The organism is Lysinibacillus sp. FSL R5-0849, from assembly GCF_038595075.1.
Taxonomy (GTDB): Bacteria; Bacillota; Bacilli; order Bacillales_A; family Planococcaceae; genus Lysinibacillus; species Lysinibacillus fusiformis.
This window is the reverse complement of sequence record NZ_CP152004.1, coordinates 153,913-172,755: the sequence shown is the minus strand read 5'-3', so window position 1 is coordinate 172,755 and position 18,843 is coordinate 153,913. Positions and strand designations below refer to the sequence as shown.

Here is an 18,843-nt window from a genome sequence, read left to right as displayed (position 1 = left end):
TCACTCCCCATTCACTGGGTATTCACCATACAAACAAATAATAAAGTTTAGTGCTACATAAGGCTGCATGTTATTATGTGGCAAATTCCCTCCAGTTGAACCAATTGCTTGCTGATGAATATTTACTTTTGTATTTGCTGTAAACTCTTTATATAATTTCTTCGGATTTAATCCTCCTATAGCACTCCAAATAGCACCTTCTGGACTACTATCTCCACCAGTTGTTTTCGAGCTTCCTTGTAATACATGCTTATGGGCAGGAATCTGCTCGTTATTTAATGTCACACTTTCTACCCCTACTTCTTTGGCAAATTCTCTTGTTGTAAGTCCTGTGCCAGTTCCGTAGTGCATGGGCGCTTTACCTCTTAAATCTGGTAACTTAAAATCTGTTTTGCCATCCCCACCGAATCTATTACCAATAATCGAATATAACACGGCATGCTGCTGAATAAGTAATGTACTGCCATCACAAAAAGCCCAATCTCTTGGTGCATAATTCCCAGCAAATATTCGAATCTCTCCTGAATAGGCATCTGCCATATTTTTGTCCCTCCTTAGCTTCTAGATGGATAAATTCCATTTATTGCAATACAAAACGATACTACTAGATATGGTTGCATATTATTATGCGCCTGACTTTGTCCTGTAACTGTCATCGCCGTTGAACTCATTTGAGTATTTACATTACTAGAAAACATAGGATTTCCCTCAAATTTTCCCCATACGTTATTCATTGGGGATGGTTTATTTGTTACGCCTTCATCAGCATAAACTTCATGCGTGTGATTAGGCATTTCATTTATTGTCAATGTATGTGTTGCCTCACCGCCTATGGACCCATAGGTAATTTGATCACTTTTATGAAGTGGTACTCTTCCTTGCAAATCAGGTAGCGCAAAAGTAGTCTTACCATCTCCCCCATAGAGGTTTCCTATTAATGAATAAAGTGCTGTATGCTGTCTTATTTGTAATAGTCGGCCATCACACGGTAACCAATTTTGAGGTATTTTGTCGAAACTAAATAGCCGTACTTCTCCTAAGAACGGTTCTGCCAATATACTCTCCCCCTTTTAAGAAAAATCAGGGTAAAGACCCTGCGTGGCAATAATAAAATTAATGGCCATTGATGGCATCATATTCTCATGAGGTTGATTTCCACCCACAGACGCCACTAAATCTGTATTCATTCGCACAATATCACTAGCTATATTTGTTTGATAATTCTTTAAATCAGCTTTTCCCCATACATTATTAGCTGGCGAGCTTTCTGTTGTATCCGCTTTTTCTTTATTTGCTGAAACTATATGAGTATGGGCTGGTAAATTCGTTTCTGTTAGTGTTACTTTTTCCGTTCCGCCATTACTCGCGATAGGATATTGCGAGCTTAAATGAATGGGGATTCTTCCACGTAAGTCTGGTAAAGCAAAATTTGTTATTCCATCCCCACCATATTTATTTCCTATTAATGAATAAAGAGCCTGATACTGATTAATCAATAACAGTTGTCCATTACAAAGAGCCCAACCTATTGGAGCAAACTTACCACTAAACATACGAATTTCACCTAGATACGCCTCCGACATGCCAACACTCTCCTTTTCTTTTATTTCCATAGCATTTTCATATAAATCTCATCTTCTTGAATAACTTGAAATCCTAGTTTTTCATAAAGATCTCTTGCAGAATTAGTTTTAAGAACTTGTAATACAACTGCTTTGCGTTGTTCCTTCGCCTTTTTCTGAAGTTGAACAATAAGAAGTGTCCCAATGCCTCTCCCTTGGTAATTTGGCAATAAAGCTATATCTATAAGATGATGGTATTCAGGTTGCTCTTCCGTGAGAAACCTGCCAACGCCCTCAGCATCTACGACAATTTTCCAATGACTCGCTCTTGGAAATTGCTGATTGTAGGAAGCTTGCTGTGCACGCCATTGCATATCTAAAAAAAGTGTCTTTTGTTCAGCCGACCATCCCCATGAATCTATTTCTTCATTTCTTGTAGAGGCATAGATTTCATAGAGGAGTGCTTCATCCTCCTTTGCTATAGATTTAAGCTCTATTTTCATGATGTTTGTTCCACTTTCTTCTAAACATTCTTATTAGTCACAATGATAGATCTTACAAAGTTATGTCCTTTTTCAGACAAGTCTTCCCAACTATCTACGTGCAATTGATGGTCAGCTAAGCATTCAGATCGATTCTTACTTTTTTGAGGTACGTCCAGGAAAAGCGAGATGGTGCCATAGGATTTTTCGCCTGGCTGTACCTTATCACGCCACGAACAAGAGCATTCATAGCCATTTGGACCAGTGGATGCTTTTATGCCCAATGCTTGTAATGTTGTATTTGGTGGGATACTAATCGGCTCCTTGTCCTCCTCATCTTGGGTGTTCCAGATTCCCCATTCCAATTGTGACTGAAACACTTCAAGCTCACGGTCTGTTGCATTTGTAATCATTAATGAAAATGTCCAAGTCGCCATTTTAGTACGCTCCTCCTGTCGGTACTTTTTTCTCCGCGTTATTCATCACATCGTATACATGCGTACGGTGTAAGACTGCATAATCCCATTCAGATGCACCAATGAGTGTTGTGATATTATTATTGTCTGTTCGGTAAAGAAGAATCATTTTACTAAAAATCCATGGCACAACGTCCATATCCTTATCAGAGGGAGCTTCAAAAACCCTAGTCTTTGAATTTTTCTCTGTTTGATGTTGCTCTTTTGTCATAGCATTTAAAATATTGAATTTCGCCTTTAATTCTGCCTGTAGTTCCTGTGCTACGCTCGCTTTCACGACTTTTTCATCTGATACAGATGCCTTCTCAGTAAATTTAAGGGCAGTTTCAATCGTACAAACCTTTTCCTCCACCACCTTACTAGCAGTAGACAATCCATACTCATCTATGACTGTAATTTTTCCTTTTTTAGTAACAGTTTCAATTTTAGAAGCATCTCCTCTTAAGCAAGTTACCTCTACAGAAAAATACTGTTGTGCCTCTCGCTGCTTTAAATAAAGGCTATCAATTTCTAAATCATTGACCCCGTCCCATAATTTTTTAGAAATGTTGAAGAGAGGCGTTCGAAATAATGGCATTTTTTCAAAATGAACACCACTGGGAATGGATTGGTTTAAATCAATTTCTCGAACATCTTCAATTTCGTTTAATGTTTTGATTTTGTACCAGTCCGTAAATAAATTATTTCTTATTTCTTTTTGTTTCAATTTATCCATTTTATTAGAGATTCGTATATTTCGAACAAAGTTATGACCATCGTGTGGAATGTCTTTCCACTCTGTTACTTCAAAATATCCATTTGCTAGACATCTAGCTTCATTTGGGTCATTATAGGGAACATTTACATAAAGGCTCATTACCCCATATGGTGATTGTGTTGTATTATTTTTATCTTTCCAGGAGCAAGAAAATTCATAGCCATTTGGCCCAAAGGCTGATTTGGCTCCAACAGCTTGAACCGTTTCACCTGCCTTAATCGTTTGAGGTTTTTTATCCTCTTCACCATCTGTATTCCAATAACCCCAGTGTAACTGCGATTCTACTAACTCTAAATCTCGGTCTGTGTCATTTGTAACGTTTAAATAAAAAGTCCACGTCATCATTGCTTCCTCCTTTAACAGAATTTTCAGAATAATAAAAGCAAATGTATTCTATTTTCTGTTTCTTACTACCTAAAACTGGTGTCGAGTATTGTATTTTTCTCAGGACTCTCCTACTGATTTTTATTATAGTACAACTCCCCTATTTTCTTCTACGAAATAATTCCATTTTTTAGGTTAATTTTTCTTAACCTTTGGACCTATAATTTTGTCAAGAAAGCAAAAAAATCTGCTCATGCTCCCTTTTATGAACATAAACAGATTTACGTAAGGCTTATTTATTCAATTAAAACGAGTAAAGAGCTTCCATACTAATTCATTCCGATCGGCAACATCTACCTTTTGAAAAATTAGCTTTAAATGATCTTGAACGGTATAACTAGAAATTCCGAGGTTTTGTGCAATAATTTTTGTCGGTATCCCCTTCATTACTTCAACTACTACTTCCTTTTCTCTAGGTGTAAGATGATAGGCTATCAGTAAATAGGGTAACATTTCTTTAGGAGATGCTTCATTTAATAGTATAGCTATTTGCTGCTGTGAATCTGCAGTCATGAGAACTGATGCTTGGACTGTTACATAACCCTTATTATTAATTGGCACTAATAACGAATATTGGCTGTTCAATTTGTTAGCCTGTAGCTTTGCACAAAATGCCTGAATTGGTTTGGGTATTTGCCAATCAAGCAAGCCTTCATTGTTTCTTAAAAGTGTTAACAATTGAGCCGCCTTTGTATTGGTGGAAATAATATGATGTTCTTCATCCAAAATAATGATTCCACTCTGTTCCTCTTCGATAAAGAGTCGCTCATCTATAATCGTATGGTAGAACCCCATTAATGCCTCAGCCATAACAGGCATGAGGATTTTCACTTGATTTACATCAGCATCTTGGAAATGGGGTTGTCCATTGTCTATCCTTTTAAACAGTGTTAAAAACCCATAGCATTGCCCCTGAAACATCAATGCAGCTCGAATTTCATCACTAAATCCATGGGGCTCTAACACCTCTCGATAACGTTTACTCTGACTACTCACATCGCTAAGTTTACCGATGTATTTGCCACTTTCCACAAGATATACATAGCTATTTATATCTTGTGAGTCGTATTCCAAAGACATTATTTGCTGATGGATATCCTCTATTGATTGCTCTGTAACAGCTCCTATAGAAAAAAGGGTTTGAGTATCTGTCATCGTACAACAATATGCGTCAAAACTAATAAAATCACGCAATTCTTCTATCATCTTTTGTCGGTATTGAACTGAATTCTGATTATCTTTTAAGTGGACTTCTGACCTTCTTTTCCAATAATGAATATCTTGCACAAAGTTCCTCCCCCCAGAATTATGGGATAGCACATTTTCCATAAGCATTTATAATTGAGAATAATTCTTAATTAAATTGTACAACAAGGAGGTAAAAATGAAAAATCCACAACATGACTGGCACAATCCTAATGTCTCTAACTACCAAAATACTATTCGACAAAAAATTAGTGGTTATGACCTTATCTATGACATGATGACCGATATTCTTCAAAGTTATCCCACTGATAACATGCTAATAGTTGGAGCTGGTGGCGGTCAGGAACTCTTTTCACTAGGGCAAGCTTTCCCCTTCTCTCACTTTACAGCCATTGATACTTCTAAAATTATGCTACAGGCTGCCCGTAAACATATTGAGAAATTGGAATCCCCTCTTCATATTGACTGGTATGAAGAAGATTTACTTGCGTTAGTGTTTGACCATCAGTTTGAAGTGGCTTCCTGTCACTTAGTTTCACATTTTATTGAGGAACATGAACAAAAAAAAGCTCTACTACAAAAATTGTCGGATAGCTTACAGGATAGCGGAATTTTATTCATATCATCCATTAATGCAGACATGTCAGCTGTATCATTCCAACACCAACTCAAGTATTGGCGAAGCTCTATGCTGCAAAATGATTTATCTGAGGAACACTGGTTACGCTTTGAGCAATCCTTTGGCTCCTCTACCTATCCAATTACACTTGAATTGCTAACGGACCTATTACATGAAGTCGGATTTTCAACGGTAATTCCATATTTTAAATCACATATGGTCGACGCCTTATTAGCCATTAAAGAAGAGGTAAACAAATGACAAGAGATAATATATTAATCGTTGGCGGATATGGTGAAGTTGGTCGTAAAATTGCAAAAATACTACTCTCTAGTTACCCAAATAGAGTATGTATCGCCGGAAGGAATTTAGAAAAAGCCAGACAGTTTTGTGCACAGCATGATGGTCTCGGGGCACCTTTACAAATGGATGTATCTAGAACTGTACATCCACAGCAATTAGCCAATGTAGCCTTGGTCATTATGTGTTTGGAGCAACAAGATACTACATTTGCAGAGCTCTGCTTGAAAGAAGGAATTAAGTATATTGATATTACTGCTAGCCATACCTTCCTCAAACAACTAAAAAATCTTCATTCGACAGCTATAGAGTATCGTTCAACTGCCATATTCAGTGTCGGTATGGCTCCAGGGCTAACTAATATAATGGCCATGCATGCGACCAATCCATTAACCACTATGGAGAAGCTTCATATTTCTATTTTACTAGGAGCCGGAGATACGCATGGCACTGCAGCTATTCTTTGGATTTTGCAACAATTAAATATTCCGTATTCCCATTACGAAAATCAGATTATTACTAATTTCACTAGTAAGAGATCTGTGCAATTTAGGGATATTGGAAAACGTAGTGTGTACCAATTCAACTTTTCAGATCAGCACACATTAGCTCATCATTTTCCTAGTGTTCCCATTGTGACGAGATTAGGCTTTGATGTAGAATCACTTAATTGGTTTGTCGCCTTCTTACAAAAAAGTCGTATTGCCTATTTATTGAAATTTAAAGGAGTACAATCCATGCTTGCCTCCCTCGTTCAAAAAATAAAAATGGGTACAGATGTATGCTCCATACAAATTGAAGCTATTGGTAAGATACAACATAAAGAAGCGAATGTGACACTAGACTTTAAAGGTCGTGATGAATCACTTGTGACAGCAAAGGTTACAGCTGCCATTGCTAGAGAACTTCTAGATAACAAATATCCAGCGGGGACTTATCATATTGAAGAATTATTTACATTCGAAGCAATACAAAACCAATTTGATGCATCTTCTTTCTCTCAACTAATTACATCACAATAGGGGCATAACCTTATATTTTGCGTTCTTAATAAAAAACGCAGTAAGTTCCCCTCTCAAAGAGAACTTACTGCGTTTAATTATTTATAAAACTTTTTCTAAGAAATCCTTTGCTCGCTGTGTTGAAGGCGCTGTAAAAAACTGCTCGGGAGGAGCATCCTCAATGAGCTTGCCACCATCTAAGAAGAGTATACGATCAGCAACTTCACGTGCAAAGCCCATTTCATGTGTCACAATTAACATTGTCATGCCGCTGTCCGCTAGGTTTTTCATAACAGCCAATACTTCTTTAACCATTTCTGGATCGAGTGCTGACGTTGGTTCATCAAATAATATAACCTTTGGATCCATCGCAAGCGCTCGGGCAATGGCAACACGTTGTTTTTGTCCACCAGAGAGACGGTTTGGATACTCTTGGCGCTTTTCAAAGAGCCCTACTTTCTTAAGTAACTCTTCTGCATTTTTTATCGCAACCGCTTTATCCATTCCCTTTACATTAATTGGAGCGTACGTTAAATTTTCTAACACTGTTTTATGTGGGAAAAGATGAAAATGCTGAAATACCATCCCAACTTCTTCCCGTATTTTCATAATATTCGTCCCTTTATCTGTAAGAACATCCCCAGCAATCGTTACCTTTCCACTCGTAGGGAGTTCTAATAAGTTTAGGCAACGAAGGAATGTTGATTTGCCAGATCCTGAAGGTCCGATAATAGCAATTACTTCTTTTTCTTTAACTTCGGTTGAAATACCTTTTAGTACTTCATTCTGACCATATGATTTGTGTAGATCTTCAATTTTAATCACTTTTTCTCATTCCCTTCTCGATTCGTTTACCAAGGAACGTTAAAACAAGTGTCATGAGGTAATAGATAATACCGGCAAATAGTAAAGGCTCAAGATATCGATATGTCGAACCACCTACGATATAAGCACGACGCATTATATCAAGGGCACTAATTACTGTGACAACTGCAGTTTCTTTATTTAGTGTAATAAATTCATTAACTAGAGAGGGCAAAATATTTTTTACTGCCTGCGGGATAATTATATCCTTCATCATCTTTGCATAAGGAATGCCAAGAGCTTGTGCCGCCTCCATTTGCCCTTTATCCACTGCATTAATACCTGCACGAATAATTTCCGAAATATATGCACCTGAATTTAAACCAAATGCAATAATGGCCGTTGGAATAGGCTCGATTTGAATATCTAATAATTGTGGTACTGCATAATAAATAATTAATAATTGTAATACTAGTGGTGTACCACGGAAAATTGACGTATAAAAGTCAGCAAACCAGCGTAAAACTTTTACCTTTCCAATTTTACATAAGGCTAGTAATATACCGACGATAAACCCAATGATGGATGCACCAATTGCAATTTGAAGTGTAACACCTATCCCTTTTAAAATATAAGGAATAGAGGGAACGATAGCTGTAAAATCCAAATTCACAGCGCTCCCTCCTTTCTTTTTCATCTTGATTCAGCAATTCTTTTTTGCACTGAAAGCGAAACAACAAATACAGAAGCTTCTGGCGGTTGTCACAGATATGAGAGTGGTTCTTTTCTAGCACACTCAACAAAATCTAGACGTAATCATGCCGAAGCATATTAGATTGAACTGAAAAGCATAAGCGATAGCCCAAATAAGAGCTATCGCATGCAAGTATTATTCAACTTTTTCTAACCATTTTTCTTCTAGCTCTTGGATTTTTCCTTCTTCAGCTAGTTCTTTTAATGCCTTGTTAATTCTTTCTTTTAAAGCACTGCCTTTTGGCACAGCAATCGCTTTGAAATCCTCGGGCTGTTCTTCTACAGGGAAGGCTGCTAATTGATCATTTGTTTTTAAATAACCCTTCGCAACGCCACCCTCTAAAATGCCTGCGTCTAAGCGCTTAGACATCATATCTTGAATAATTTCAGGAATTCGTGTACGTCCTTCAACTGAAACATCCACTTTTTTAGCAATTTCATTACCTAAGTTTTCTTGAATAGAGGCTGTTTGCACACCGACTTTTTTACCAGCTAAATCAGCTTCCTTTTTAATACCGCTATCCTTTTTAACAATGATTACTTGCTCTGTTTCATTGTATTGATCAGAAAAATCTACTACCTTTTCACGCTCAGGGTTTGGTGTCATACCAGAAATGACTACATCAATTTTTCCTGCTTGTAACGCTGGTACAAGACTGTTGAAGTCCATATCTTGCACTTGCATGTCCACACCTATTTTTTCCCCAACCAATTTAATTAAATCAATATCAAATCCAATAATTTCTTCACCTTTTGCAGCGTCAACATATTCAAATGGCGCATAGTCTGCTGAAGTACCAACTTTTAATACTTGTTTGTCTGTACTACCATCAGCATTATTATTTGCATTATCCTCTTTAGCGCCACAAGCTGCTAGTACGCCAATAGCTAGGACAAGAATTATCATGAAAAACTTATTCTTCATCTTTAAGCATCTCCTTTTATTTATAATGTATTGTGTATGAGAATACATTTCTCGAAAATAGTTGATTGGATATTTATTCATGTTTGAGAATAAAAAAACTATCTGCTAATTAAGATATACTCTTTTGAAATAATAATCAAGATAAACTAGAAAATTTTTAACGAATTATTATATGCTAAATTTTCAGATAAGTCAATTTATTATTTTCAAGTTCACTTTCTTTACTATTATCCGAAAGCTTAATAATTATCCCTTCATTCTTTAACAAAATTTCCGCGGAAATAAAAAAGACCCCCATTTGGAGGTCTCTTGCTTATTTGTCTTCTGTAAATAATTTATCTTTTAATTGGTCCTCGCCAGAGCCTTCCGCTAATGGAACATGAGAACGATAAGCCGCTCGACAGATTAAATGTCCAGCAACTGGAGCTGTAACAAAGACGAATAGAATACCTAAAATTAATCGGACACTAACATAACCATCGTGCACCCAAAAGTATATAAATGCACCTAATAAGCAAGTTAACACGGATAACGTGGAGCTTTTCGTAGCAGCATGTGATCGCGTATAAACATCTGGTAAACGAATCATGCCAAATGCGCTAATAACACTCACAATCGACCCGATTAGAATGAGGATGACTGCCGCCCATTCAATCATTTGATTTACGTTCAACAATCACACCTCTTTCAATATATTTTGTAAAAGCAATGGTCCCAATAAACGCTAAAATACCTAATATAAGAATGGCTTCTAAGTAAGCCTTTGTTTTTAATATAATCGAAACAATCGCAATAGCGGATAAAAGATTTACACCAATTGTATCGAGAGCAATGGCTCGGTCAGGCATAGATGGGCCTCGGATAACCCGATACAACGACAGCGCGATGGAAATACTAAAGAAGGCGAGAGCCAGAAGTAAAATATTCTCTATCATTAACGCGTCACCTCCATTATTGCTTGTTCAAACTTCCCAATAGAGCGAATAACAGCATCCTTAGACTGCTCAATGTCCATCGCATGAATATAAAAGACATCGCCCTCTTCAGAAACTTCCATGACGACAGAGCCAGGTGTTAATGTTAGCAATAATGCTAGCGCCGTAATTTCCCAATCACCCTTGAGTGCGGTTTTATACGTAAAAATACCTGGCGTAATGTTTAGCTTTGGTGTAGTAATTTGCTTTAATACGCTATAGCTTGATAAAAATAGCTCCCAATTAAATAGCCATAATAGCTTGATAATCGAAAAGACTCGTCGCAAGTAAAATTGGGTCCCATAAAACCGGTGCATCGCATATAATATGCCCATTCCTACGATAAACCCCATTAAAAACGTTGAAAATTGTGGAGTCACTTCATCTTGCAAAAGTAACCAAAGTGCTGCGATAAATAAATTCAAAATAAACTGCATCGCCATTATTTATTCACCTCACCTTGCCATTGTTCACCATCTAGAACAGCGTCTATATAGATAGATGGTGTATATAACGTTTCTGCTGCATCGGTGACAAAGGGAGCTAATTTCTCCGCTCCTATTCCTAAACTAATTGTACAAGCAGCCAATAAAGTTAACGGCAGTATTACACGTTTGGGTAAAGGCTTTTCATCCTCTAAACTAATAATGGTCTCTCCAAAAAAGGAGGAGAGAAATATCCGCAGTAATGAATACAAAACAATTAAACTAGAGAAAAACCCTAGACCTAATAGAACAAAATTGCCGCCCTCTATCGCACCTTGTCCAATTAAAACCTTCCCTAAAAAGCCACTCAATGGCGGGATACCCGCTAATGAACACATGGCTACAAAGAATAGCCATCCAAAGAACGGATAGTTGCGAATAAGCCCACTCATTTTATCTATGACTGTTTCTCCAGTTACATAAATCATCATGCCGACAGCTAAAAATAACATAGCCTTTGCCACCATATCATGCATTAAATAATAGACAACGCCCTGTAAGGCAGACTCAGTACCAATCGCTAGACCAGCTACTATAAACCCAACACCAATCAATACATTATAAGAAGCGATTGTTCTAACATCACGCCCTGAAAGAGCACCGATACAGCCAGCTATAATTGTAATACCCGCCATAATGCCAAGTGCCATATGCGTGACTTCGGTATTATTTGGGAAAAGCAATGTAAAGGTTCTTACGAGTGCATAAATCCCAACCTTTGTTAATAGTGCTGCGAATAAAGCGGCAATGGCAGTGGGAGGTACACTATAAGAGCCAGGCAGCCAGAAGAATAATAGCAGTCCCGCCTTTAAGCTAAAGACAATTAAGAAAATGAGTGCCACTGTTGTAATAAGTGGATTAGCACCGGCTTCCATCACACGCATAGAAATATGGGCCATATTTAATGTACCGACTGTTCCATAAAGAAAAGCCAATGCCACCAAGAAAATCCAAGACGCTACAATATTAATCAGCACATATTTTAATGCTTCACGGAGTTGAACCTTTTCCCCACCTATACTAATAAGTGCATATGAAGCCAGCAACATCACCTCAAAACATACAAATAAGTTAAAGATATCTCCTGTCAAAAATGAACCATTAACACCAGCTACCATTAGTAAGGTAAATGGATAAAAATACATTTTTTCATACCTTAACTCCATTGTGAATATTGCATAGAGCATACAAATAACTGCTACAATATTTGCTATTAACACGAGTAGCGTTGCGAAGGAATCTGCCACAAATGAGATACCAAAAGGAGGTGCCCAACCACTAAAGTCAATGCGCAATATCCCTTGTTCTTGAATTTCTACTAATAAAATCACGCTAATAATAACGATAAAGCTTAATGTCAGTAAACTAATAATCCGTTGTAAAAAGACATGCTCTTTTAAAAACACCAGTAAAATAGCTGTAATTACCGGTACTATTAATGGTAAAACAATCATATTACTCATCCGGCGTACCCCTCAATTCATCAAAATTCCCTGAACCATTTGTTTTGTACGCTCGATAGCCTAAAACGAGAACAAACGCAGTCACAGCAAAACTAATAACAATAGCTGTTAGAATTAGGGCTTGCGGCAATGCATCTGTATAAGGACCCTCTGATTCGCCTAATAATGGTACATCCCCTTTTTTAAGACCTCCCATTGTTAGAATTAGTAAGTGGGCAGCATGTGATAAAACAGCAGTGCCTAAAATAACACGTAATAACTGTTTAGAGAGGATTAAGTACGTCGCAACAGCTACTAATATACCTACTAAAACAAGTATTAAAGATTCCATCGGCTACTCATCCTCACTTATGCTTAAAATAATTGTCACGACAACACCCACCACCGTCAAAGCTACTCCTGCTTCAAAAATGGTTACGGTTGAAAAACCCATTTTCCCGAAAATCGGGACATTTATATACGTATAAGCCTGTGTTAAAAATGGTACATCGAAAAACAAAGAACCAATTGCCGTACCTGTTGCCAGCAATACACCAAGAGCCGCAACCTTTTTAAAGTCAAACGGCATTCCCTTATGCACAGTCTCTATATCGTAAGCAAGATACAATAATACAATGCCAGAAGCTAACACGAGGCCACCAATAAAGCCACCACCTGGAGCGTGGTGTCCCGCAAAGAACAAATACACGCCAAGTGTTAAAATAATGAAGACGACTGCCTTAGTGACTGTCCGTAATATCACATCATTAATTTTCATGATCTGCTTCCTCCTTCCGAGGCTTAAGCTTTGTTAGTGTATAAACCCCTAAGCCAGCAATCAGAAGCACTACAACCTCAAGCATTGTATCAAAGGCACGAAAATCCCCTAGAATTGTATTAACTATGTTGGAACCACCCGCTAGCTCATAGGCATCATTAAAATAAGTGGATACTGGCTCAAATTGCTCGTAGTGCACTACAGCTAGACCAACCATTGTGACTGTTGCACCGACAAAAATAGAGATCATCGCTTTAGACCATTGCACCCTTTTGCGAGGTGCCTCAGGCATTAAGTCTGGTAAATACTTAAAGCATAAAAGGAATAATGCAGTTGTTACTGACTCTACAACTAATTGTGTTAACGCTAAATCTGGTGCGCGGAAAATGACAAAGAAGAAGGCAATTGAATAGCCTAATACGCCATTTAATAGCATGGCTGTAACGCGACCCTTTGCAAAAATCATCCAAACTGCAGCGAATACCATAACAAATACAAGAATTAATTCGTATGACTCAATCGTGGAGTCCATATCAAAATTAAAGGTCATTGCGTCTGAATAAATAAAATAACCAGCGATTAGTGCCACGAAAAATACATATATATAGACAAAATAATGGGTTAAATTACCTGTCATATATTTGCGAGTAAGCTTCTCTGAACCACTTTCACTTATTTCTATCATTCGATTATAGTAATTATTAAACGTATATTTTTGTGAAAAAATGCGATACATCGGCTTCCAGCTTTTCAATGTTTTGAATAAGATGATCCCGAGTACAATGACTCCTAACGTCATGAACAATTCCGCATTAATTCCATGCCAAGCAGAAATATGTGGTGTTAATTCATTGGCTGTTGGGAATGTAGGATAAATACTTGCCATGGCTGGCTCTAAAATATAATGACCTAACACGTTCGGGAAGAAAAAGATACCGACTACTAACAGACATAAAATAATGGGTGATATTAGCATGCCCAATGGAGCTTCATGTGGTTTTCTATCTATTTTCTCAGGCTGTAGTTTACCCAAAAATGTTCGACTAATTAAAATTAAACTGTAGACAAAGGTAAAGATACTGGCTACCCATGCTACTAATGGGAAAAATAACCCTACATCAGCAATGGAAAAGGCCTCTACATCCCGAATAGCCAAGACCGCTGCAAAAAACATTTCTTTACTCAAGAAACCATTAAATGGTGGTAATCCTGCCATAGAAAAGCTACCAATGACTGCGATTGTAAATGTAATAGGCATTAAGGACATTAAGCCACCTAAACGGCGAATATCCCGAGTTCCCACTTCATGGTCGACAATCCCAACCATCATGAATAAGGCTCCTTTAAATGTGGAGTGGTTGATGAGATGAAAAAGAGCAGCAAAACTTGCTTGTGTATATATAATAGAGTCTTTAGTGTAGCCATAGTAATGACCCACAGACCCTAGACCAAATAGACTCATAATTAAGCCTAGCTGACTTATCGTTGAAAAGGCTAAAAGCGCCTTTAAATCCGTTTGGCGAACTGCATTAAATGATCCCCAGAAAAGTGTAACAAGACCAATAACACTTACGAGCCAGAACCAAATCGCTTCTCCGCCAAAAACTGGTGAAAAGCGGGCAACTAAATAAATCCCTGCCTTTACCATTGTGGCTGAGTGTAAGTATGCACTAACAGGTGTTGGTGCTTCCATGGCGTCCGGTAGCCAAATATGAAATGGAAATTGTGCAGATTTTGTAAAAGCCCCTAGTAAAATTAAGATTAATGCTGGAGTAAATAGGGCATGATCACGGATAACCTCTACATGAGCTACAATTTCACGAATACTAAATGTATCAGCAGCTACATATAGCATCAGGAAACCAGCTAACATAGAGAGACCGCCAAAGACTGTAATCATCATTGCTTTTTTAGCACCTGCACGTGATGCCTTTCTATGATGCCAAAATGCAATTAATAGGAATGATGACACACTCGTTAATTCCCAAAATGTGTATAATACCATTAGGTTATCTGAAAAGACAACGCCAAGCATAGCGCCCATGAATAGTAATAAATAGCAGTAAAAATGGTGAAGAGATTCTTTCGTTGACAAATAAAAAATAGAATATAAAATGACTAAACTACCTACACCTGTAATCAGTAAGCCAAAAATCATACTGAGCCCATCTAGGTAAGTTGTAATATTTATATTAAAAGAGGGAATCCACTCATATGTATGGATAAATGTTTTACCTCCGGCAATTTGAGGAATATAGCGCGCAAGTAAAAGAAACAAGATGAATGGAACAGAAAAAACAAACCAGCCAAGATGTGTTACACGCCTTAGTCGCCTATACAGCAATGGGATAAGTGCAGCACAGACAAATGGCAAAAGTATCGCGATAAGAACTGTAACCAAATGAAAACCTCCTACTATCAAAATCATCAAGCAAATTTTTGTGGTGATTGGAATGGTAAGTGCTAAAACTATAGCAATTTGTTTAAGCTAAGTAACATATCAGATATATTCTTGAAATTTTGCAAATGGAAAGTGATGGGGTGTTAAAGTGTCTTGTCATTCATTGAAAATGGTATGTTTAGTTATTTAGTCACCTCTAACCCGATGCAAGCCTAAATAACTTGTGGAAAATCAGATAATTTATACAGTTACAACTCAATTATATCAGCATTATAAAGACACTTGACTATCTATTTAACACACTGCATAATAGTGTGGCATATGAAATCAATTAAGCTTAGATGCACGCAATGCATAAATTAAATAACTTTAAATCATTGATATAAGCTTATTGCTTCAAGGGTTTTCCAATATATTTCGTTAACTTTTATACATTTTTAAGTATACAATATAAATGAGCATAATGCACTGTAACAGCATCGATTTTAGCTGTTTTAGGATAATTTTTCGAAATCAACAGTGAAATTAACAAAATACCAACAGATAAGAGGTGTACATTTTTATGAGGCATGTAAAAGGGCGTTTAGACGAAAGTATATTAGTTTGTGTTTACTATGGCTTAAATGGTGAACGTTTGATACGTAGAGGGCACAAAATGGCAACAATGCTAGATTGCCCACTCTATATTCTTTCAGTTGATTCGCAACCCCTTGATGCATTTGACGCTGAAAAATCTAGTTATATTGAGCAATGGAAAAAGTTATCAGACGAACTTGAGGTCGAGAAATTCATTTTGCAAGATAATGAAAAACGCCCCATTCAGAAAGTCATTGCAGAAGTGGCGAAAAACTATGGCATTTCACAAATTATTGTAGGACAAAGCGCACAAAGTCGCTGGGAGGAGATTACTAAAGGTTCGTTCCTTAACGTACTGTTAAAAGAAGTTCCTTTTGTAGATTTTCATATTGTAGCTGTTCAACGTCCTACTGATGATGATGCTAACGAGACATACGAAAAAGGTGTTCGTGCTTACTTAATTAAAGAACAGGAGAACTTTAAAGTAGCATTTACATGTCCGAAATATGTATCCATCGAAGGTATCTTCTTCAAGGAAATCGGCACGGATTTTGACAACGGTGTCTTTAAATTTACTTACAACGATAAGATGCATGAGGTTCATATTTCAGAGGGCTATGTGATCGATCAAGAAAAGCTTCCTGCAGAATTTTTATCCCCATTAAGACAATAAAAAACGCGCTCTCTTTTTTAAAGGAGCGTTCAGGCTGTAGATAAAAGTCATCGGGAAGTACCTCTCGATGGCTTTTGTCACTTCATTTTAACTCTCTGGACTGATAGCAACTGCACTCCGACCGTAATTGAAAACTTTATTTCATTGTAAAAAAAATGTAGGCAAACCCATTCCGAGTTTGCCTACAGTCCTGATGCGTTTTTTCTAAGCCGCCGAAGTTGAGGGTTTATCCTTCGGTAGGAAAAAGGCAATTAGCAATAATAACGGCAATAAAGAAACGACCATCATTGTAAAATCAATACCTTTATGGTCAATTAAAACACCAATAACCATTGCTCCAATGGCCCCCATACCAAAAGCAAAGCCAGTTGTTAAGCCGGCCATTGTACCAATTTTAGAAGGAACTAGCTCTTGCGCGTATACCACGGTTACAGAGAAGCTAATCATAATCAATGTACCAATGATCACTAAAAATATCATAGCCGCCCATAGCGGTACATAAGGCAATGCTAGGCAAAATGGCATTGGTACTACAACGGAAAGAATAATAACATTTTTTCTTCCAATTCGGTCTGACAGAGAGCCTCCGAAAAATGTTCCCACTACCCCAAACGCCATGAATAGGAAAATAAGGATTTGTCCTAGACGGAGATTCACATCATAATGATCCATTAAATAAAATACATAAAAGCTAGTTATATTGGTTGTATAAAATGATCGTGCAAAAATGATGGTAAATAGTAAGGTTAAAGCTACGCCTACCTGCTTCTTTGTTAATGGTGGCAATGTCGAAATCAACACACGTTTTTTCTTCGCTGTGCGCTCCTGCTCTAATTGCTTTTTATACCATTTTGCAATCTTAGTTAAAAGAATAATACCAAAAGTTGCCGCTACTAAAACAATTGCTGCACCACGCTGGCCGAAAATATCAAAAATATAGGCACTAATTAATGGGGCAAGCGCTTGTCCTGAATTCCCCCCAACTTGATAAATCGATTGAGCAAGCCCTCTTTTAGAGCCTGCTGCCATAAAGGATACTCTAGAACCCTCAGGGTGAAATATTGCTGAACCGAAGCCTAAAAATAATACCGCAATAAGAATAATCCAATATTGAGTAGTAAAAGCAATAATTGTTATAGCAATAAAAGAACTTATCATACCTATTGGTAATGCATAGGGCATTGGCTTTTTATCACTGACAAACCCAACAATAGGCTGTAATGCAGACGCAACTATATTTAAGACAAATGATATGAGACCAATTTGTGTGAAGGTCAATCCTAGCTCACTTTTGAAGATTGGAAACATAGCTGGAATAACAGCTTGCATCGTATCATTGATAAGATGAGCAACACCTATTAAAATCATAATGGGGTAGATTGGATTTGCGACGTTTATTTGATTATTCATGCTGCCACCTCACTCTATTTAGTTTTTGTTATTGACGATTGTCGCATACTATTAACCATTTTGCACAAGCTATGTTTCGACAGCTGTAAAAGGAGTTGATGTATGCATGGAAAGCTTTATTCATGCTAACTTTTGGGAAATGATTCTTCGAACAACACTTTCATTCTTCATCTTACTTATTTTGGCACGTATTCTTGGAAAGAAACAATTGGGCCAACTAACATTTTTCCATTATATTACTGGTATTACATTTGGATCAATTGCTTCAGAAATCGCCTCACAGGAGGAAACACCCTTTTTAGATGGCGTAATATCCCTTGTCTGGTGGAGTGCCTTAACCTACTTAATGACGATTATTACGATTAAATCAAAAAAAGCTCGCGTACTTATTGATGACAAACCTACGATTGTCGTACAAAATGGTCTTATTTTAGAATCTGCCTTAAGAAAAAATCGTTTGCATATGGACGAGCTGACAATGATGCTGCGTGAGCAAGCCATCTTTTCTGTACAGGATATTCAATATGCGTTACTTGAAACAAACGGAAAACTAAGTGTCCTGCAAAAAACCTCCGAGCAAGTTGCCACAAAGCAGGATGTTAAAGCTGATGTTTCCCCACCTACTTATTTGCCTACAGAGGTTGTGTCAGATGGGCAACTTATCAAAGAAAATATTGTTGAGCTCGAATTAACAGAGGACTGGGTAATGAAGAAGCTTAAAAAACAAAATGTGCATTCCGTTGAAGATGTCTTTTTTGCACAGGTTCAAACAAATGGGTCCTTATACATTAGCCTAAAAGATAAAGCGAGACATTCAAGCCCGTAAATGCTTGTC

At 37.3% G+C, this 18,843-nt stretch carries 22 protein-coding genes; 4 read left to right on the top strand and 18 right to left on the bottom strand.

The genetic code is table 11. From position 1 onward, the window contains the following. From MKY80_RS00895 to MKY80_RS00865, 7 genes are all read right to left on the bottom strand, one after another. Entirely contained in the window at positions 1 to 540 is a 540-nt protein-coding gene (locus MKY80_RS00895) for a tail fiber protein (RefSeq protein ID WP_090003014.1), read from the bottom strand. Positions 541 to 554: 14 nt separating this feature from the next. Continuing rightward, a complete protein-coding gene (locus MKY80_RS00890) occupies positions 555 to 1,055 on the bottom strand; it encodes a tail fiber protein (RefSeq protein ID WP_090003013.1) in 501 nt (166 codons plus the stop codon). A gap of 15 nt (positions 1,056 to 1,070) precedes the next feature. After that, positions 1,071 to 1,583 carry a tail fiber protein gene (locus MKY80_RS00885; protein ID WP_089986887.1) on the bottom strand — a complete coding sequence of 171 codons (513 nt, stop codon included), beginning with the start codon at positions 1,581 to 1,583 and terminating at the stop codon, positions 1,071 to 1,073. A gap of 20 nt (positions 1,584 to 1,603) precedes the next feature. Beyond that, positions 1,604 to 2,065 (bottom strand): GNAT family N-acetyltransferase, encoded by a 462-nt coding sequence (locus tag MKY80_RS00880; RefSeq protein ID WP_090003012.1) that lies wholly within the window; start codon positions 2,063 to 2,065, stop codon positions 1,604 to 1,606. A gap of 20 nt (positions 2,066 to 2,085) precedes the next feature. Beyond that, on the bottom strand, positions 2,086 to 2,481 hold the full coding sequence (locus MKY80_RS00875; protein ID WP_107922598.1) for a hypothetical protein: 396 nt from the start codon (positions 2,479 to 2,481) through the stop codon (positions 2,086 to 2,088). A gap of 1 nt (position 2,482) precedes the next feature. Beyond that, positions 2,483 to 3,622, bottom strand: coding sequence for a hypothetical protein (locus MKY80_RS00870; protein WP_128472309.1), 1,140 nt, complete (start codon positions 3,620 to 3,622; stop codon positions 2,483 to 2,485). A gap of 279 nt (positions 3,623 to 3,901) precedes the next feature. Continuing rightward, positions 3,902 to 4,948: a helix-turn-helix transcriptional regulator gene (locus MKY80_RS00865; protein WP_342531514.1), complete on the bottom strand. Its 1,047-nt coding sequence runs from the start codon at positions 4,946 to 4,948 to the stop codon at positions 3,902 to 3,904. Positions 4,949 to 5,045: 97 nt separating this feature from the next. Between MKY80_RS00865 and MKY80_RS00860 the strand changes: the two genes are divergently transcribed. Together MKY80_RS00860 and MKY80_RS00855 are read left to right on the top strand one after the other, a co-directional pair. Continuing rightward, positions 5,046 to 5,747 (top strand): class I SAM-dependent methyltransferase, encoded by a 702-nt coding sequence (locus tag MKY80_RS00860; RefSeq protein ID WP_089986882.1) that lies wholly within the window; start codon positions 5,046 to 5,048, stop codon positions 5,745 to 5,747. Continuing rightward, complete coding sequence (locus MKY80_RS00855) at positions 5,744 to 6,808, top strand: saccharopine dehydrogenase NADP-binding domain-containing protein (protein ID WP_342531511.1); 1,065 nt, start codon at positions 5,744 to 5,746, stop codon at positions 6,806 to 6,808. The genes MKY80_RS00860 and MKY80_RS00855 overlap by 4 nt, the downstream gene beginning before the upstream one ends. 81 nt (positions 6,809 to 6,889) lie before the next feature. On the opposite strand, the gene MKY80_RS00850 is transcribed toward MKY80_RS00855, so the two are convergent. The 10 genes from MKY80_RS00850 to MKY80_RS00805 all read right to left on the bottom strand — a co-directional run bounded on the left by MKY80_RS00850 (position 6,890) and on the right by MKY80_RS00805 (position 15,349). Further along, positions 6,890 to 7,612, bottom strand: coding sequence for an amino acid ABC transporter ATP-binding protein (locus MKY80_RS00850; RefSeq protein WP_089986880.1), 723 nt, complete (start codon positions 7,610 to 7,612; stop codon positions 6,890 to 6,892). Further along, complete coding sequence (locus tag MKY80_RS00845; protein ID WP_031418079.1) at positions 7,605 to 8,264, bottom strand: amino acid ABC transporter permease; 660 nt, start codon at positions 8,262 to 8,264, stop codon at positions 7,605 to 7,607. Before MKY80_RS00845 ends, MKY80_RS00850 begins: the two co-directional genes overlap by 8 nt. A gap of 216 nt (positions 8,265 to 8,480) precedes the next feature. Further along, a complete protein-coding gene (locus tag MKY80_RS00840; RefSeq protein ID WP_342531506.1) occupies positions 8,481 to 9,269 on the bottom strand; it encodes a transporter substrate-binding domain-containing protein in 789 nt (262 codons plus the stop codon). Between the two features lie 313 nt (positions 9,270 to 9,582). Continuing rightward, positions 9,583 to 9,942: a Na+/H+ antiporter subunit G gene (locus MKY80_RS00835; RefSeq protein ID WP_089986878.1), complete on the bottom strand. Its 360-nt coding sequence runs from the start codon at positions 9,940 to 9,942 to the stop codon at positions 9,583 to 9,585. Further along, positions 9,920 to 10,204 carry a Na(+)/H(+) antiporter subunit F1 gene (locus MKY80_RS00830; protein WP_025116881.1) on the bottom strand — a complete coding sequence of 95 codons (285 nt, stop codon included), beginning with the start codon at positions 10,202 to 10,204 and terminating at the stop codon, positions 9,920 to 9,922. Before MKY80_RS00830 ends, MKY80_RS00835 begins: the two co-directional genes overlap by 23 nt. Next, positions 10,204 to 10,686 carry a Na+/H+ antiporter subunit E gene (locus MKY80_RS00825; protein WP_012292439.1) on the bottom strand — a complete coding sequence of 161 codons (483 nt, stop codon included), beginning with the start codon at positions 10,684 to 10,686 and terminating at the stop codon, positions 10,204 to 10,206. The genes MKY80_RS00830 and MKY80_RS00825 overlap by 1 nt, the downstream gene beginning before the upstream one ends. After that, a complete protein-coding gene (locus MKY80_RS00820) occupies positions 10,686 to 12,191 on the bottom strand; it encodes a Na+/H+ antiporter subunit D (protein WP_089986877.1) in 1,506 nt (501 codons plus the stop codon). The genes MKY80_RS00825 and MKY80_RS00820 overlap by 1 nt, the downstream gene beginning before the upstream one ends. Beyond that, a complete protein-coding gene (locus MKY80_RS00815; protein WP_004233143.1) occupies positions 12,184 to 12,522 on the bottom strand; it encodes a Na(+)/H(+) antiporter subunit C in 339 nt (112 codons plus the stop codon). The genes MKY80_RS00820 and MKY80_RS00815 overlap by 8 nt, the downstream gene beginning before the upstream one ends. 3 nt (positions 12,523 to 12,525) lie before the next feature. After that, positions 12,526 to 12,948, bottom strand: coding sequence for a Na(+)/H(+) antiporter subunit B (locus MKY80_RS00810; RefSeq protein ID WP_036122157.1), 423 nt, complete (start codon positions 12,946 to 12,948; stop codon positions 12,526 to 12,528). Next, positions 12,938 to 15,349: a Na+/H+ antiporter subunit A gene (locus tag MKY80_RS00805; RefSeq protein WP_170844169.1), complete on the bottom strand. Its 2,412-nt coding sequence runs from the start codon at positions 15,347 to 15,349 to the stop codon at positions 12,938 to 12,940. Before MKY80_RS00805 ends, MKY80_RS00810 begins: the two co-directional genes overlap by 11 nt. A gap of 562 nt (positions 15,350 to 15,911) precedes the next feature. On the opposite strand from MKY80_RS00805, the gene MKY80_RS00800 reads away from it, so the two are divergent. Further along, positions 15,912 to 16,598: a histidine kinase gene (locus tag MKY80_RS00800; RefSeq protein WP_089986875.1), complete on the top strand. Its 687-nt coding sequence runs from the start codon at positions 15,912 to 15,914 to the stop codon at positions 16,596 to 16,598. Positions 16,599 to 16,802: 204 nt separating this feature from the next. Here MKY80_RS00800 and MKY80_RS00795 read toward each other — a convergent pair whose 3' ends face one another. Then, on the bottom strand, positions 16,803 to 18,008 hold the full coding sequence (locus MKY80_RS00795; protein ID WP_342531494.1) for an MFS transporter: 1,206 nt from the start codon (positions 18,006 to 18,008) through the stop codon (positions 16,803 to 16,805). Positions 18,009 to 18,114: 106 nt separating this feature from the next. Between MKY80_RS00795 and MKY80_RS00790 the strand changes: the two genes are divergently transcribed. Further along, a complete protein-coding gene (locus tag MKY80_RS00790) occupies positions 18,115 to 18,834 on the top strand; it encodes a DUF421 domain-containing protein (RefSeq protein ID WP_089986873.1) in 720 nt (239 codons plus the stop codon). Positions 18,835 to 18,843 lie beyond the last annotated feature (9 nt).